The following is a 15,824-nucleotide window of genomic DNA, read 5'->3' on the forward strand; positions in this document are numbered from 1 at the left end:
AGATTTTATTCAGATTCAGCAAACCATGGTGCACGCGCCGTCAAAATTAATGCTGCAGCACGTTCTTCGTCCATGCCATCAATCTCAAGTAACTCATCAACTGATTGCTCTGCTAAGTCTTCCATTGTTACAACGCCTTTCGACGCTAGAACCAGCGCTAGGTGATTATCCATGCCTTCCATCTCTAGCAAGTCTTGTGCAGGTTGAGCACTCTCTAACTGCTCTTCCGCTTGCAGTGCTTGGTTCAACAACGCTTCTTTAGCTCGTGTGCGTAGTTCGTTTACTAAATCTTCATCAAATCCGTCGATATCTAACATTTCTTCCATCGGCACATATGCAACTTCTTCAATTGTTGCAAAGCCTTCTTCTACTAGCTGAATCGCTAGATCGTCATCGATGTCCAATGCAGAAACAAACAAGTCAATCAGTTTCTGAGACTCTTCCTGTTGCTTCGCTTGAGCATCTTCAGCAGTCATTACGTTCAAAGTCCAGCCAGTTAAAGCTGATGCTAGGCGAACGTTCTGACCATTACGACCAATCGCTTGAGCTAAGTTGTCGCTCTTCACAGCTACGTCCATAGCATGAGAATCTTCGTCAATCACGATTGAGTCAACTTCAGCAGGTGCCATAGCATTGATAACAAGTTGCGCTGGGTTATCATCCCAAAGCACGATATCAACACGCTCACCATTCATTTCGTTAGAAACAGCTTGTACACGTGCACCACGCATACCAACACAAGCACCGATCGGGTCAATACGACGGTCGCTTGTCTTCACAGCGATTTTCGCGCGTAGACCAGGATCACGGGCTGCGCCACGAATTTCGATCACTTCTTCAGCGATTTCAGGCACTTCAAGACGGAACAATTCCACCATGAACTCCGGAGAAGTACGTGAAAGCACCAACTGTGAACCACGGTTGTCTTCACGAATTTCCTGTAGCAACGCGCGAATACGATCATTTAGACGGAATGTTTCACGGTTGATAAGGGCGTCTTTTGGTAAAGATGCTTCAGCATTTTCACCTAGGTCGATGATCAGGCTGTCACGAGTCACTTTCTTAACTTGGCCGTGAACTAGCTTGCCAACTTTGTCGCTGTACATTGCAACCATTTTTGCACGTTCAGCTTCACGTACTTTTTGTACGATTACTTGCTTCGCAGTTTGCGCAGCGATACGACCAAACTCTTCTGATTCGATCTCTTCCTCGAAGATTTCACCTGCACCTAGTGCAAGTCCCATCTCTTCCATATCATCTGTTGTTAATTCAGAGTCTGGTGCAGAGTAGTCTTCATCAGCAACGATATCCCACTGACGGAATGTCTTGTAATCACCTGTACGCTGATCAATGGATACACGTACTTTTGCTTCGCCTTCAAAACGACGTTTTGCAGCGCTTGCTAATGCAGTTTCTACGGCTTCAAAGATCACCTGTTTTGGCACATCTTTTTCGTTTGATACCGCTTCTACTACCAAAAGAATCTCTTTGCTCATCCTTTTAGCCTCTCTTCAAAGGTTGAATAAATTAAAACTGAGGAACAATGTTTGCTTTTTCAATCAACTCGATTGGCAGCAAGTACTCTTCGTTATCTACGAGCAGCACCACTTCATCACCTTCAATGCCGGTGAGCTGACCTTTAAATTTGCGGCGCCCGTCGAACGGCACACGCAAGCGTAATGACACAACCGATCCCATAAAGCGCTGGTACTGGCTGAGTTCAAATAGTGGGCGATCTAAACCAGGAGATGACACCTCAAGGTTATATTCACCAGAAATAGGATCTTCAACATCCATGATCGCACTGACTTGGCGGCTCACGGCTGCGCAATCTTCTACATCAATACCTTTCTCGGCGTCTGTTTCGATAAACACACGTAGAACAGAGTCCTTGCCAAGAGAAAGATATTCAAGCCCCCAGAATTCAAAGCCCAAACCCTCTACTACAGGCCTGATAAGCTCTTCTAGTTGTGCAAACTTAGTAGACAAATGACTTCTCCGATAAAAAGCGTAGAAACAAAAAACGGGCACTAGGCCCATTTAACTGGAGTTCAGATAGCAAAAAACCCCATATAGGGGCCATCCAAACTCTAAGATCTTTTCAGACCTCAATCTCACCCATAAAAACTGAATAAGATTAGGTTGGTTGCGGGAGCCGGATTTGAACCGACGACCTTCGGGTTATGAGCCCGACGAGCTACCAGACTGCTCCATCCCGCGTCAACAATGCGACATATTCTACTACAATAATGCGCCGCACTCAAGAATGGTGCCGATGGCCGGACTCGAACCGGCACAGCCGTAGGCCACCACCCCCTCAAGATGGCGTGTCTACCAATTCCACCACATCGGCAAATTTCTAGATGTAGAGTTAATCTACAGAAGGAATATCCTGATTAGCTGAAGACTCACCTGCATCAATCTCAGGCATATCCACAGTTTCTTCAACTTGTGATGCATTTGGAACGTATTCCAAACCACCGCTAACCGTTTTAGCTTGCTCGCTTGCAAAAAACGCCAAACCAAAACTAGTTATAAAGAATACTAATGCAAACACTGCAGTCAACTTACCAAAGAAGCTACCGCCACCTTGACTACCAAACACTGTTTGCGATGCACCGCCACCAAAGGAAGCGCCAGCATCAGCACCTTTACCCTGCTGTATCAACACCAACCCGATGATAGCAACAGCCGCTAATACATGAACAACTAAAACTAAAGCTTCCATTTTATTTACTTCGCAGACTCTATAATCGAATTAAATTCTTTAGCATCTAAAGACGCACCACCAACTAGGGCACCGTCTATATCAGGCTGAGCAAACAACTCAGCACTATTTGATGCTTTAACACTGCCGCCATATAGAATTGCAACCTTTTGTGCAATCTCTAAGGATTTCTCAGCAATGTTATCTCGAATACCTTTATGCACTTCTTGAGCCTGTTCTGATGTTGCCGATTTACCCGTACCAATTGCCCAAACAGGCTCGTACGCAATAACAACTTTATCGAACATCTCTACGCCGACCAATTCAAGTACAGCGTCCACTTGAGCGTTACAGACATCAAGTGTAGTGCCAGCTTCACGCTGTTCCAGCGTTTCACCAACACATAAAATAGGTGTTAGTCCTACTTCAAGCGTTGCCAAAACTTTCTTAGCCACTTGCGCATCCGTCTCTAGGAATAGAGAACGTCGCTCAGAATGCCCCAAAATCACATGCGAAACAGAAAAGTCTTTTAGCATAGCTAGACTTACTTCGCCTGTGTAAGCACCTGAAGCGAACTCCGAAACTGTTTGCGCTGCCAGCTTTATCTCTGAACCTTTTAGGGCATCTGAGACAACAGGCAAATACACAAATGTTGGAGCAATCACCACATCAACGGCATCGTTAGACTTTAAGCCTTTAACCAGTTCAACAACCGACTCAGATGAGCCATTCATTTTCCAGTTACCTGCGACGATCTTACGACGTGTCATAACGATACCCCTGATTTAGAGGCGCTTATTCTAGGGAATTGTCCATACTAGATCAAGCGCTATTTCCTGTTTTTAATTTAAGAATCAGCTAATTGCCATTCTTTTCTTTTGCAACTCGTTCCACTTCAGCGGCCAAATAATCAACTAACTCATCGACCATTTCTTGATCACGACCTTCCACCATCACACGAATTAATGGCTCTGTACCTGATGCCCTCAGCAGAACTCGACCAAGGCCATTTAACTTCTCATTTGCCATGGCAATCGCTTTTTGCAAAGCAGGCTCCTCTGCTGGAGCAAAGCGAGCTGCGACACGGACATTTTTAAGCTTTTGCGGGAACTTGATTAAGCCTTTGAGCAGCTCATGCAAGCCTTTACCTTCTTCAACCATGGCACGCAAAACTTGTAGAGCAGCAATAATGCCATCTCCCGTTGTCGTGATATCTCGACATACAATGTGTCCTGATGGCTCACCACCTAACACCCAGCCATGCTGAATAAGCTTTTCATTAACGTAGCGGTCGCCCACTTTGGCTCGACTAAAGCCGATACCATTTTCTGAAAATGCCAACTCCAAACCAAAGTTACTCATGAGCGTGCCGACAACACCACCATTGAAACGGCCCGTATCCATTAGGTGATTAGCAATGATGTATAGGACATCATCACCATCACAAACTTTGCCAAAACGGTCAACTAGGATTAGACGATCGCCGTCACCGTCTAGAGCAATACCAATATCCGCTTCTTCAGCTAAGACATTCTTGCGCAGCAACTCAGGCTTGGTCGCACCACTAAATTCATTGATATTAAGCCCATCAGGGTTAACCCCCACCTCAACAACTTCAGCACCTAACTCAGAAAAAACACGAGGTGCCACGTGGTAGGTTGCACCATCTGCACAGTCCACAACAATCTTAAGTCCTGTTAACTGCATTCCAATTGGAAATGTCCCTTTACAGTACTCGATATAACGTCCAGCGGCGTCATCAATGCGTCGCGCTCGCCCAATCAGACTAGACTCTACAACTTGCATCGGCTGATCTAAGTAGTATTCAATTTTCTCTTCTAGCTCATCAGATAACTTACCACCTTGAGCCGAGAAAAATTTAATACCATTGTCAGTATATGGGTTGTGTGAAGCACTGATCACAATACCAGCACTCGCCCGAAACGTACGCGTCAAATAAGCGATAGCAGGCGTAGGCATCGGCCCAACCAAGCGAACATCAGCTCCAGCAGCCACAATGCCCGACTCTAGAGCAGACTCAAACATGTAACCCGAAATACGAGTATCCTTACCAATCAGGATTTTTTTATCGTGTTCTTTGAATACTTGGCCTGCCGCCCAGCCCAATTTGAGCATGAACTCAGGAGTAATAGGGCCTTCACCAACTGCCCCGCGAATACCATCAGTCCCAAAATATTTACGCATTATTACTCTCTTCAATTTGATGCATGACCTTCAACATATCCACATGAGGTTTCACATCGTGGACACGGAAGATTCGAGCGCCCTTTTGATAGGTAGAAGCATTTGCTCCCATGGTGCCAAACAAACGCTCAGAAACAGGCACCCCTAAAATGTCACCAATCATAGTTTTACGCGACACACCAATCAGCACTTCATGACCTAACGCCAATAAACGCTCCGTGTGCTTCAGTAAGGTCGTATTATGGACGAGAGTTTTACCAAAACCGATACCAGGATCCAAAATAATTTGCTCTTTCTGAATACCATTGGCGACACAAGCTTCGATGCGTTCAATTAAGTATCGCTCGACATCCAGCACCAAATCTTCATAAGCTGGTGATTCTTGCATTGTTTGCGGTGTTCCGCGCATATGCATTAAGCAAACAGGCAGCCCAGTCGCCGCAGCGGCTGCAAGCGCGCCATCCCGTTCTAGAGCTCTAACATCATTGATAAAGCCAGCACCCAGACTTGCAGATCCCGTGATGACAGAAGGCGTACTGGTATCAACAGACACAATGGTATCAAAGCGCTGCTTAATTGCTTCCACTACCGGTAGCACTCGATCTAACTCTTCTTGCTCGCCCACTACCGCCGCACCTGGGCGTGTCGACTCCCCGCCCACATCGATAAAGTCAGCGCCGTCTGCAATCATGGACTCAACCTGACGCATTGCGGCATCAAAGCTGTTGTGCTTGCCACCATCGGAGAAGGAGTCTGGGGTTACGTTTAAAATCCCCATAACGCGAGGAAGCGATAAGTCCAAAGACTTATCGCCAAAAACCATTACTGACATGAATGTATCACTTAGCTGAAAAACAACACTGACGAAGCTTACGCTTCGCCAGTTGGTTTTTGAGGAATTGGAGTTTCGTCTGAAGAATCAGAAGAATCCGTCATGGTGTCATTTGAACCAGAAGCTTGTTCATCAGAAGTTTGTGCCACTTCTTCAGCCTCAGGGTTTGAGCTGCTTCCACCCGCAGATGGATCAGACCAACCAGCCGGTGGGCTTGGTTTTTTACCATCCATGATTTCTTTGATTTGCTTAGCATCGATTGTTTCATAAACCATCAAAGCTTCAGCCATCATGTCTAGTTTAGAACGGTTTTCAATCAAGATATCCGTTGCCTTTTTGTAGCAACGATCAATGATGTCACGTACTTCAGCATCGATCTTCTTACCTGTTTCTGGCGAGAAGTAGTTTGCTTTAGCACCAGTACCACCACCTAAGTAACCGCCTTGTTCTTCCTCTTCATAAGCGAAAGCACCAAGCTCCTCAGAAAGCCCCCATTTGGTGACCATGTTACGAGCAATACTTGATGCACGCTCAATATCATTTGATGCACCAGTTGAAACACCATCAAAGCCATGGATTAGCTCTTCGGCAATACGGCCACCATATAAACTACACACCTGTGATTCAAGGCCACGCTTGCTTAAGCTGTACTTGTCTTCTTCAGGTAGGTACATCGTCACACCCAAGGCACGACCACGCGGAATAATGGTCACCTTGTAAACAGGATCATGCTCTGGCATTAGGTAGCCTACAATAGCGTGACCTGCTTCATGATAAGCCGTGTTACGTTTCTCTTCTTCCTTCATCACCATGGACTTGCGCTCTGCACCCATCAGGATTTTATCCTTGGCAAGCTCAAGCAACTCCATGTTAACTAGACGACGGTTTGAACGGGCAGCAAACAACGCCGCTTCGTTTACAAGGTTGGCAAGGTCTGCACCCGAGAATCCAGGCGTACCACGAGCAATGTTCTTTGGCTCAACATCGTCAGCCACTGGCACTTTGCGCAGGTGAACTTTTAGAATCTGCTCACGACCGCGAATATCCGGCAAGCCCACGGTCACCTGGCGGTCAAAACGGCCTGGACGCAACAACGCTGGGTCCAACACATCCGGACGGTTCGTTGCGGCAATTACGATAATACCTTCATTACCTTCGAAGCCATCCATCTCTACCAACAACTGGTTTAGCGTTTGCTCACGCTCGTCGTTACCACCGCCCATACCAGAGCCACGGTTACGACCTACCGCATCGATCTCATCAATAAAGATGATGCATGGTGCATGCTTTTTCGCCTGCTCGAACATGTCACGCACACGAGAAGCACCGACACCGACAAACATTTCTACGAAGTCAGAACCAGAAATCGTGAAAAATGGCACTTTAGCCTCACCAGCGATGGCTTTAGCAAGTAATGTTTTACCTGTACCTGGAGGTCCACACATCAAGATACCACGCGGAATTTTACCGCCCAAGCGCTGGAACTTACCCGGTTCACGTAGGAAGTCTACTAGCTCTTCAACGTCTTCTTTGGCTTCATCACAACCCGCCACATCAGCGAATGTTGTTTTAATCTGGTCTTCAGGCAGTAAGCGAGCCTTCGACTTACCGAAAGACATTGGACCACCTTTACCACCGCCACCGCCTTGCATCTGACGCATGAAGAAAATAAAAATCGCCAGAATCAGCAATATCGGGAAGCTTGCTACCAGTAATTGAGTCCAGATGCTTTGTTGCTCTGGCATACGGCCTTCAACGACAACATTATTGCTCAGCAAATCGTCCATAATCTTAGGATCGGCTGCTGCAGGACGCACGGTCTCAAAAGTATCACCACTGGTACGAGAACCACTGATGGTGTAGCCATCCACTACCACTTTTGCGATACGTCCATCATGAACCTCTTGTACAAATTCAGAGTAAGAGATTCGATTAGTATCCGCAGAGGTATTAAAGTTGTTAAACACTGTCAGTAACACGGCAGCGATCACCAACCACAATAAAATATTTTTAAGCATATCGTTCAAGAGCACACCTCTTAACGGTTAGAAGGCCAGATGTTGACATAACACAGGCGATATAACCTTTAATTTGTCGTCCTAGTAGTTGCTTTAACGCCAATACATCAAAGCGTAAAGTTTACGGGTGACATCAGAACCGAATGGCTCTGTATCGCTTCAAGCCCCTACTAATGATTCTTTTACATGGAACCTTAGCAGGAAATCATTCTGGGCGTAATACCGTCTTAACTATGTCAAGCAAAGAGACGGCATAGCCGCATCAAAAAGACACTTACACACTTACTATTGGGGCCTCATCTGAAATTACAAGATCTGACACCAGGTTTCCATTCAGTCAAAGTAGTTTTTCGTTATCTATGCGGCTTTTCAGTTCTAGCGCAGACGAATTTCATTAATATATCAAAAGCTACGTCTTAACGGATACATCCGATCACTGTAGAATTCGCTCAGCGGACCTTTGGACAAAGGTCTATCTGAAATGTTCCACATTTAAAATCGCATTTCCATACATTCATACGCGCTTTCATCATACCTAATTGCACCGATATTCCGCTATAATATCGCTTAACCGCTGAAGCCTCCAATAGCGAGGATCAACCAAGATGAGAAATTTTAATTATGAGTTTGACAAACGTACAAAAAAAGCAATACCGAAATATCGGTCACACGCTTAACCCTGTTGTGACGGTTGCTGGTAACGGCTTAACTGAATCAGTGCTAACTGAGATCGATCGCGCCCTAGAAGACCACGAACTAATCAAAGTTCGCTACAGCGTTACAGATCGTGAAGCACGTTACGAACTGATCGAAGAAACAAGCAAAGTATTGAAAGCACAGATTGTTCAAACCATCGGTAAAGTGGCACTTTTCCACCGCGCAGCAATTGAGCCAAATCCGAAGCTTTCTAACCTGCTTCGCTAAGAACGAAATCATTAAGGTCAGCCCTCCACACTGGCCTTAATACTCCCCCCCCTCCCCCTCCTGTATAGCAACGCAACACTAAACTATTGAACTTATACGTCGATAACTGTTTCTAAGTAGGAAAGAGACGACGCTATGATTTTTATCGACACGATTAACAAGCTAACACAGCTACCTGAGCGTGAAGAGCAAACCCATTTCCGTCGCAGGCGGAGCAAAGCTTCTCAGGATAGCCTTACCTTGAGCGAAGCCGCATCACATGTGCAGCAAATCAACCTATCCTATGAATATGCAACCGCTTTAACCCCAACAGACAGCATCATTGCCAATATGCTAGAAGCTGTTTTACAACAACTTGAACACCAACACGTTCATGTCGAGGCGTTAAGCCAGTTCGCACCAAGGGATAGCTCTTGGCAACTAACACTACAAACACCACCACTCAGCCAGAATGACAACACTCCGAGTTATGCTGACAGCGCCAAAGATTTAAAACATGAGAAGCAATTTAAGCGTATTGAACTGCATTTGCTGGGCAGTGACGGCACAGATAAACCCTGTTTATTAACTTTTATCCCTCATCACTTATCAGCGCCATTGCGGCAGGCATTATTCACTCTCAATCCAATGCAGAGCCTAACAACCCCCTACACTTCCAATGAACTGGATTCACTACCACAACACTGGCTGTTCGAAATTGATCAGGACGGCGAAAGTGAGCCGTTGACATCGCTTCATACCTCCGCCAAAGCTCAAACAATCCAGTACAACGGCTTACAGATTTGGTTTGAGAGACAACAGGATTCACTTCCATTGCTGATCAGCGACCAACAACTAGGCTACATTTACATAGGAAATTACGAGACTTACAGTGCTAGAGAAGATGAGCCCGAGGAACACGTTAACACCTCAGGCTCGTTAGATCTAAACGCTTAAATGACTAAAGCGCTTGGTTATCACGTTTTAACTTGCGTCGAGATAACCACCAAACAGACAAAGTGAACAGAGACACGATCAAGATAATGATCGTCGCCAGGGCATTGATTTTAGGGGACACCCCTAATCGTACCGAACTGAATACTTCAATCGGCAATGTCGTGGAGCCAGGGCCAGAGACAAAGCTTGCAATCACTACGTCATCCAAAGACAACGTAAAAGACAACAACCACGCTGATACCAAGGCAGGCATAATGATTGGCAAAGTCACCTGAATAAACGCCTTTAGCGGTGTCGCCCCCAGATCCATTGCGGCCTCCAGATAGGAACGATCCAACTCTTTCAAACGTGAGCTAATCACGACCGTTGCATACGCTGTACAAAACGTCGCATGGGCAATCCAAATGGTAAGCAGACCACGCTGCTGGGGCCAACCAATCACATCCGTCATAGAGACAAATAGCAGCAACAACGATAAGCCAATGATGACATCCGGCATAACCAGCGGTGCAGCCACTAAACTGTGTAGCAGTGAACGACCGCGAAAGCGACCAAAACGCGTTAACGCTACCGATGCCATGACACCGAGCAATACTGCCGTGTTCGCACTCCAAAAGGCTACCTCAAGACTGCGCCATACCGCCATCATGAGTCCCTCATCGCGAAACAGTTCGCCATACCATTTCGTTGACCAACCAGCCCAAACCGTTACGAGGCGCGACTCATTAAAGGAGTAGACGATCAAGCTCAGCATTGGCAGATACAAGAACGCCATACCAAGCCAGAACATAACCCCAGAAAAGCGAAACGACATTTTCATTTGCTGTCCTCCCACTCTTTCTCTTGATGCTTTCTAAACAAATGAATCGGAATCATTAGAATCAGAAGCATAATCAAAGCCAACGAAGAGGCTAAAGGCCAATCCCGGTTATTGAAAAACTCCTGCCACATGACTTTACCAATGACGATCGAGTTCGTGCCGCCCAGCAACTCAGGAATAACATATTCCCCCACCACCGGAATAAACACCAACATGCTACCAGCCACGATGCCATTTCGAGAAAGTGGGAAGGTAATATTCCAAAACGATTTTAAACGGCGTGCACCTAAGTCTTGAGACGCCTCAATCAAGCTGTAGTCATGTTTCACCAGATTGGCATAAAGAGGCAGCACCATAAAAGGCAAGTAGGCATAAACAATACCGATGTAGACCGCAATGTTCGTATTCAGAATCGCCAGCGGCTGATCAATGACCCCCAACCACAGCAGCACGTTATTCAACACACCGTTGCTTTTTAAGATGCCGATCCAAGCGTAGATTCTAATCAGAAAAGAAGTCCAAGAAGGCAACAGTATCAACAGCAATAAAATAGACTGCGTGCTCGATTTTGCTCTGGCGATGTAATATGCCATAGGATAACCCACCAGCAAACACAGCAATGTCGACAAAGCCGCCATTTTAAGGCTGTTTAAGTAGGCCGTAAGGTACAGGCTATCTTCCGTAAGGAATACGAAGTTGCCAAAGTAGACATGCAAATCAAACGCTTGATCCGCCATAGACAACAAAGCGGTATAGGGCGGAATCGCAATATCGGCTTCAGCAAAGGCTATTTTCAAGACGATCAGAAACGGCAAAGCAAAGAACAAACCCAACCACAGCGTTGGGACTGCAATCACCCATTTCTTTCCAGCGTCAGCATGCAGAGATAAACGAGCGAACAATTTCTTCATGGGCGCAATACCAGACCACTGTCCGCAGACCAATGCACGTAAACAGATTCTTCCCAAGTGGGCAGATCCGCAAAACGATCTGAGTTGATCATAAACGAATATACGATTTTACCGTTGTCTAAACGGATATGGTAAACCGAGTGCCCGCCCAAGTAGGCAATGTCATGCACGACGCCGTGACACCAATTGTACTGGCTATCAGGCTGCTCTCGAGAAATCATGGTTTTTTCAGGGCGCACAGCAAACACTACTTGCTTATCTTCAATCGCCGTTGTGACACCGTAAGAAACGTACATCGGCGTTGCCACCTCTGTCGTTTGAATGACTGCATGGTCCTGAGCATCTACCGTGATCGTGCCATGAAACAGGTTCATGCTGCCGATAAATTCCGCCGCTTGGAGACTGTTTGGTGCTTCGTAAATATCACGAGGGGTACCCGCTTGCACGATACGACCTTCTTCCATGATGGCAATGCGATTGGCCATGGTCATTGCTTCTTCTTGGTCATGGGTCACCATCACACAAGTCACGCCAACACTTTCAAGGATATCAACCACTTCTAATTGCATGCGGTTACGTAGCTTTTTGTCCAATGCCCCCATCGGTTCATCGAGTAACAAAAGCTTAGGTGACTTTGCCAAACTGCGGGCCAAAGCGACTCGCTGGCGCTGGCCACCCGACAGTTGCTCAGGTTTGCGTTTGGCGTATTTTTCCATGTGCACCAAGCGCAGCATTTGCACCACTTTGTCAGCGATTAGATTTTTCGGCATACGGTCTTGTTTCAAGCCGTAAGCAATATTCTGCTCCACCGTCATATGCGGAAATAAAGCATAGGATTGGAACATCATATTAATAGGTCGGCGGTAAGGTGCCAGCGAGACGATGTCCTCACCATCGAGGATGATTTGCCCTGAGTTCGGGGTTTCAAAGCCCGCGAGCATTCGCAATAGAGTGGATTTACCTGAACCTGAAGCTCCGAGCAAGGCAAAAATATCGCCTTTAGCAATATCCAATGAGACATCGTTCACAGCGACGACGTCATCATAGGTTTTAACAATACTTTTTATCTGAAGAAAATGGCCATCAGCACTGTCGCGCGAAAGACTCGGCTCAATCATTAAGTACCCTCAAGGCATGCATGCCTAGCAAATGTTTGCATTGAAAGAGCAGCCAGTACAGTAGATACGCACTGGCCTTTCCCATTATTGACCGGTTTTAATTCGGTTCCAAGCACGTGTTACAGTGCGTGTAGTACGCTGATCCAAAACCTTTGGTAGCCAAAGTTTCTGCATCACTTCTTGCGGTGGGAAAATACTTTCGTCACCCGCAATCTCTGGGTCAACCATCGTCATAGATTCAGGGTTCGCGTTCGCATACCAAACGTAATTGGTAATGTTCGCGGTGATGTCAGGGCGCATTAAGAAGTTCATCAAGGCCATGGCACCTTCTGGGTTCTTAGCATCACGTGGAATCGCAAGCATATCGAACCACATCAAAGCGCCTTCTTTTGGAATGATGTACTGCACAGAGACACCGTTATCCGCTTCTTCTGCACGAGCTGCCGCCTGAGCAATATCACCAGACCAACCAATAACGACACAGATATCACCGTTTGCCAAGTCATTGATGTATTTAGAGCTGTGGAAATAACGGTAATAAGGACGAACCGACAACATCAGATCTGTCGCTTTTTCCAAATCGCCTTTATCTGTGCTGTTTGGATCAAGCCCTAGGTAATTCAATGCTGAGCTTAGCACCTCTGTCGGCGCATCCAACGCCACTACGCCACAAGATTGCAGTTTTTCTAGGTATTCTTTTTCAAACACCAAAGACCAGCTGTTAAGCGGTGCATCATCGCCAAGCGCCTGCTCAACTTTTTCAACGTTAATACCGATCCCCGTGGTACCCCACATGTAAGGCACCGCGTATTGGTTGCCAGGGTCCACATCTTCTAGCAACTTCATCATATGCGGATCTAGATTAGACCAATTTGGTAAAGCCGCACGATCTAGGGGCATAAAAGCACCTGCTTTGATTTGCTTACCAAGGAAGTCGTTCGTTGGCACCACTAAATCAAAACCAGACTGTCCTGAAAGCAATTTCGCCTCCAACACCTCATTACTGTCGAATACATCGTATACAACAGAAGTCCCCGTTTCTTTTTCAAAACTAGGTAAGGTTTCTTCGTCAATGTAGTCTGACCAGTTATAAAAATGCACTACCTCTTCTGCCTGAGCAGAAAGCGACACCACGGAGGTGGCCGCTACGGCCAAAGCCGACACGCAAGACTTCAATTTCATAGAATGTCCCCTAGTCTGAATCATTTAAAAAGCGGGCTATCATACGCATCCGCATTGATGAGATAAAGATGATGCCATAAAAAAACCCCCGCTGCGAAGCGAGGGTCTTGAACAGAAATAATCTGTCGCGTTTAGGCCGCCCTTAAATACTAAAACTCGCCCCACAACCACAGGTTGATGTGGCATTAGGGTTGGTCACAGTAAAGCGCGCGCCTTCTAAGTTTTCTTGATAATCCACTTCCGAGCCAACCAAATATTGGAAGCTCAATGGATCCACCACTAATTTAACACCATCACGAATGACTTCAGTGTCATCTTCTTGGTGTTCTTCATCAAATGTGAATCCATACTGGAAGCCCGAACAACCGCCGCCTGTCACATAGACACGCAACATTAAGCGTTCGTTTTCTTCTTCCTCAATCAATGACTGCAACTTGGCTGCTGCCGATTGCGTCATGGAAATCGGATCCGCTGATTCCACCATTACTTACTCCACCAATCATTAAATCGTCATAGACGATTGGAACATGACCAGAATTATCCTCTTAACCGAGTAAATCAGTCAAGTATTGATCAGTGTTCACGTGTCGCGCGGAACTCAACTTCTGGGTAACGTTCTTTCGCTAGGTTCAAGTTCACCATTGTTGGTGCAATGTAAGTTAGGTTATCACCACCGTCTAGGGCCAAGTTTGCTTCGTTCTTACGCTTGAACTCTTCAAATTTCTTGCCTTCTTCCGCTTCCACCCAACGCGCCGTGGCAACGTTGACACTTTCGTAGATCGCTTCCACGTTGTATTCAGCTTTCAAGCGAGCTACGACAACGTCAAACTGAAGAACACCAACAGCACCAACAATCAGATCGTTATTATGCAGTGGGCGGAAAACCTGTACTGCACCTTCTTCTGACAACTGAACCAGACCTTTTAAAAGCTGCTTCTGCTTTAATGGATCTTTTAGACGAATACGACGGAACAATTCAGGGGCAAAGTTCGGGATACCTGCGAACTTCAAGCTCTCACCTTGTGTAAACGTATCACCGATCTGGATAGTACCGTGGTTGTGCAAACCAATGATGTCACCGGCAAAGGCTTCTTCTGCACGGGAACGGTCACCCGCCATAAACGTCACTGCATCTGAAATGCTGATCTGCTTGCCAATACGCACGTGATTCATTTTCATGCCTTGGCTGTAAGTACCAGACACCACACGCATAAATGCAATACGGTCACGGTGTTTCGGGTCCATGTTGGCTTGAATCTTAAATACGAAACCTGAGAACTTCTCTTCCGTTGCAGCCACTTCACGCTCGTTGGTTTGGCGTGGCAGAGGTGCTGGCGCCCACTGAGTCAGGCCATCCAGCATATGGTCAACACCAAAGTTACCTAAGGCTGTACCAAAGTAAACGGGCGTCAATTCACCTTCTAGGAACAACTCTTGATCAAACTCATTGGATGCACCCAATACCAGCTCAAGCTCTTCACGCAACTGCTCGGCAAGCTCTTCACCCACCGCTTCGTCTAGCTCAGGATTATCAAGACCTTTAACAATGCGAACGTCTTGGATCGTGTGACCTTTACCAGTTGAGTACAAGATCGTTTCATCACGATGAATATGGTAAACCCCTTTGAACAACTTACCGCAACCGATCGGCCACGTGATCGGAGCACACATGATGTTCAGCTCGTTCTCAACTTCGTCCATCAACTCCATTGGATCACGGATATCACGGTCCAACTTGTTCATAAAGGTTACGATGGGCGTATCACGTAGACGGGTAACTTCCATCAATTTACGAGTACGATCCTCGACACCTTTCGCAGCGTCGATCACCATCAAACAAGAGTCCACCGCCGTCAACGTACGGTAAGTATCTTCCGAGAAATCTTCGTGTCCAGGGGTGTCCAGCAGGTTAACCAAGCAATCGTTGTATGGGAACTGCATTACAGACGTGGTGATCGAGATACCACGCTCTTTCTCCATATCCATCCAGTCAGACTTGGCATGCTGATTGGAGCCACGACCTTTCACCGTACCCGCGGATTGAATCGCACGTCCGAACAACAATACTTTTTCAGTAATGGTTGTCTTACCGGCGTCAGGGTGGGAAATAATCGCAAACGTACGGCGTTTGCCTACTTGATCAAGAAATTGCTGGTCAGCCATTGGGCACT

General features: G+C 46.4%; 15 protein-coding genes and 2 tRNA genes. 2 read left to right on the plus strand and 15 right to left on the minus strand.

Annotation, left to right across the window (positions count from 1 at the left end; translation table 11 throughout):
• Positions 1-5: 5 nt before the first annotated feature.
• The 9 genes from nusA to ftsH form a co-directional block, all read right to left on the minus strand.
• On the minus strand, positions 6-1,496 hold the full coding sequence (nusA, locus tag C8D85_RS13155; protein ID WP_133563456.1) for a transcription termination factor NusA: 1,491 nt from the start codon (positions 1,494-1,496) through the stop codon (positions 6-8).
• Positions 1,497-1,527: 31 nt separating this feature from the next.
• Positions 1,528-1,989, minus strand: a complete 462-nt coding sequence (gene rimP / locus C8D85_RS13160) for a ribosome maturation factor RimP (RefSeq protein ID WP_133563458.1) — start codon at positions 1,987-1,989, stop codon at positions 1,528-1,530.
• A 154-nt stretch (positions 1,990-2,143) separates the two neighbouring features.
• A tRNA-Met gene (locus tag C8D85_RS13165) sits at positions 2,144-2,220 on the minus strand.
• Between the two features lie 47 nt (positions 2,221-2,267).
• A tRNA-Leu gene (locus C8D85_RS13170) sits at positions 2,268-2,353 on the minus strand.
• 18 nt (positions 2,354-2,371) lie between these two features.
• On the minus strand, positions 2,372-2,728 hold the full coding sequence (gene secG, locus C8D85_RS13175) for a preprotein translocase subunit SecG (protein WP_133563460.1): 357 nt from the start codon (positions 2,726-2,728) through the stop codon (positions 2,372-2,374).
• Positions 2,729-2,733: 5 nt separating this feature from the next.
• Positions 2,734-3,477 (minus strand): triose-phosphate isomerase, encoded by a 744-nt coding sequence (gene tpiA / locus C8D85_RS13180; protein WP_133563462.1) that lies wholly within the window; start codon positions 3,475-3,477, stop codon positions 2,734-2,736.
• Between the two features lie 88 nt (positions 3,478-3,565).
• Positions 3,566-4,912 carry a phosphoglucosamine mutase gene (gene glmM, locus C8D85_RS13185; protein ID WP_211342198.1) on the minus strand — a complete coding sequence of 449 codons (1,347 nt, stop codon included), beginning with the start codon at positions 4,910-4,912 and terminating at the stop codon, positions 3,566-3,568.
• Complete coding sequence (gene folP / locus C8D85_RS13190) at positions 4,905-5,744, minus strand: dihydropteroate synthase (RefSeq protein WP_133563464.1); 840 nt, start codon at positions 5,742-5,744, stop codon at positions 4,905-4,907. The genes glmM and folP overlap by 8 nt, the downstream gene beginning before the upstream one ends.
• A 38-nt stretch (positions 5,745-5,782) precedes the next feature.
• Positions 5,783-7,771: an ATP-dependent zinc metalloprotease FtsH gene (ftsH, locus tag C8D85_RS13195; RefSeq protein ID WP_244937016.1), complete on the minus strand. Its 1,989-nt coding sequence runs from the start codon at positions 7,769-7,771 to the stop codon at positions 5,783-5,785.
• 612 nt (positions 7,772-8,383) lie between these two features.
• On the opposite strand from ftsH, the gene C8D85_RS13200 reads away from it, so the two are divergent.
• Positions 8,384-8,686, plus strand: a complete 303-nt coding sequence (locus C8D85_RS13200) for a YhbY family RNA-binding protein (protein WP_133563466.1) — start codon at positions 8,384-8,386, stop codon at positions 8,684-8,686.
• A gap of 135 nt (positions 8,687-8,821) precedes the next feature.
• Complete coding sequence (locus C8D85_RS13205; protein WP_133563468.1) at positions 8,822-9,622, plus strand: hypothetical protein; 801 nt, start codon at positions 8,822-8,824, stop codon at positions 9,620-9,622.
• Between the two features lie 4 nt (positions 9,623-9,626).
• Here C8D85_RS13205 and C8D85_RS13210 read toward each other — a convergent pair whose 3' ends face one another.
• The 6 genes from C8D85_RS13210 to prfC form a co-directional block, all read right to left on the minus strand.
• Entirely contained in the window at positions 9,627-10,442 is an 816-nt protein-coding gene (locus C8D85_RS13210; protein WP_133563470.1) for an ABC transporter permease subunit, read from the minus strand.
• Positions 10,439-11,353 carry an ABC transporter permease subunit gene (locus tag C8D85_RS13215; RefSeq protein WP_133563472.1) on the minus strand — a complete coding sequence of 305 codons (915 nt, stop codon included), beginning with the start codon at positions 11,351-11,353 and terminating at the stop codon, positions 10,439-10,441. The genes C8D85_RS13210 and C8D85_RS13215 overlap by 4 nt, the downstream gene beginning before the upstream one ends.
• Positions 11,350-12,471, minus strand: a complete 1,122-nt coding sequence (gene potA / locus C8D85_RS13220; protein ID WP_133563474.1) for a polyamine ABC transporter ATP-binding protein — start codon at positions 12,469-12,471, stop codon at positions 11,350-11,352. The genes C8D85_RS13215 and potA overlap by 4 nt, the downstream gene beginning before the upstream one ends.
• 84 nt (positions 12,472-12,555) lie before the next feature.
• Entirely contained in the window at positions 12,556-13,653 is a 1,098-nt protein-coding gene (locus C8D85_RS13225) for a polyamine ABC transporter substrate-binding protein (protein WP_133563476.1), read from the minus strand.
• A 142-nt stretch (positions 13,654-13,795) separates the two neighbouring features.
• Positions 13,796-14,137 carry an iron-sulfur cluster insertion protein ErpA gene (gene erpA, locus C8D85_RS13230; RefSeq protein ID WP_133563479.1) on the minus strand — a complete coding sequence of 114 codons (342 nt, stop codon included), beginning with the start codon at positions 14,135-14,137 and terminating at the stop codon, positions 13,796-13,798.
• 89 nt (positions 14,138-14,226) lie between these two features.
• Positions 14,227-15,816 (minus strand): peptide chain release factor 3, encoded by a 1,590-nt coding sequence (gene prfC / locus C8D85_RS13235; RefSeq protein WP_133563481.1) that lies wholly within the window; start codon positions 15,814-15,816, stop codon positions 14,227-14,229.
• Between the last annotated feature and the right edge of the window lie 8 nt (positions 15,817-15,824).

Source organism: Marinomonas communis, assembly GCF_004363305.1.
Lineage (GTDB): Bacteria > Pseudomonadota > Gammaproteobacteria > Pseudomonadales > Marinomonadaceae > Marinomonas > Marinomonas communis.